This is a genomic window from Bradyrhizobium sp. ORS 375, from assembly GCF_000239775.1.
GTDB lineage: Bacteria > Pseudomonadota > Alphaproteobacteria > Rhizobiales > Xanthobacteraceae > Bradyrhizobium.
The window spans coordinates 1-1,250 of record NZ_CAFI01000103.1 but is presented as its reverse complement, the minus strand read 5'-3'; the positions used below and the strand labels follow the sequence as shown (position 1 = coordinate 1,250).

1 protein-coding gene is annotated in these 1,250 nt (G+C 67.6%); it reads left to right on the top strand.

Features of this window, described 5'->3' with window-relative positions; all coding sequences use genetic code 11:
* Nucleotides 1-1,159: ABC transporter permease/substrate-binding protein (locus BRAO375_RS08820; protein WP_035639669.1), on the top strand; the 1,159-nt coding region annotated here is incomplete at its 5' end.
* Nucleotides 1,160-1,250 lie beyond the last annotated feature (91 nt).

Sequence of the window (1,250 nt, the reverse complement as noted above, 5' to 3'; positions counted from 1 at the left end):
GGGCGTCGGCATGACCGAGCGCCAGGCGCTGACCATGGTCGAGCTGCCGCTGGCGCTGCCGGTGATCATGGCCGGCATCCGCACCGCGGCGGTGTGGGTGATCGGCACCGCGACGCTGTCGACGCCGATCGGGCAGACCTCGCTCGGCAACTACATCTTTGCAGGGCTGCAGACGCAGAACTGGGTGCTCGTCGTGTTCGGCTGCGTCGCCGCCGCCGTGCTGGCGCTCGTCGTCGATCAGCTGCTGGCGCTGATCGAGAATGGCCTGCGCGCGCGCAGCCGCGCCCGCGTGGGACTCGGCACCGCGGCGATCGCGCTGATGGTCGGAGCCAGCCTGCTGCCCTCGCTCGCCGGCACCACCGCGCGCTACGTCATCGGCGCAAAAACCTTCACGGAGCAATATGTGCTGTCGGCGCTGATCCGCGAGCGGCTGCAGGCCGCGGGACTCTCGGCGACGTCGCGCGCGGGGCTCGGCTCCAGCGTGATCTATGAGGCGCTGAGGAACGGCGACATCGATGCCTATGTCGATTATTCCGGCACGCTGTGGGCCAACCAGTTTCACCACAAGGAGCAGCTGCCGCGCGAGGCGCTGCTCGCCGCGCTAAAGCAGGATCTCGCCAGGGACAAGGTCACCCTGCTCGGCGAGCTCGGCTTCGAGAATGCCTATGCGCTGGTGATGCCGCGCAAGAAGGCCGAGGCGCTCGGCATCCGCTCGATCGAGGATCTCGCGCGGCATACGAGCGGGATGTCGATCGCCGGCGACTACGAGTTCTTCTCACGGCCCGAATGGGCCGCCTTGCGCGTCGCCTATGGGCTCGCCTTCGGCGCCCAGCGCCAGATGCAGCCCGACTTCATGTACGCCGCCGTCGCCTCCGGCGAGGTCGACGTCATCGCCGGCTACACCAGCGACGGGCTGATCGCGAAATATGATCTCGTCGTGCTCGACGACCCCAAGCACGCCATCCCGCCCTATGACGCGATCCTGCTGCTGTCGCCGAAACGCGCCGACGATCGCGCGCTGCAGGACGCCCTGCGCCCCCTGCTCGGCCGCATCGACATCGCGACCATGCAGCAGGCTAACCTGCGGGCGTCAGGCAGTGATGCTGAGTCGTCGCCCCAAGCGGTGGCACGCTGGCTGTGGAGCAAGATTGCGAAGTGAGCCCCGTCTTCACCTCTCCCGAAGGGAGAGGTCGGATTGCATCGCAAGATGCAATCCGGGTGAGGGGATCAGGTCAAAATCGCGGCGCAAG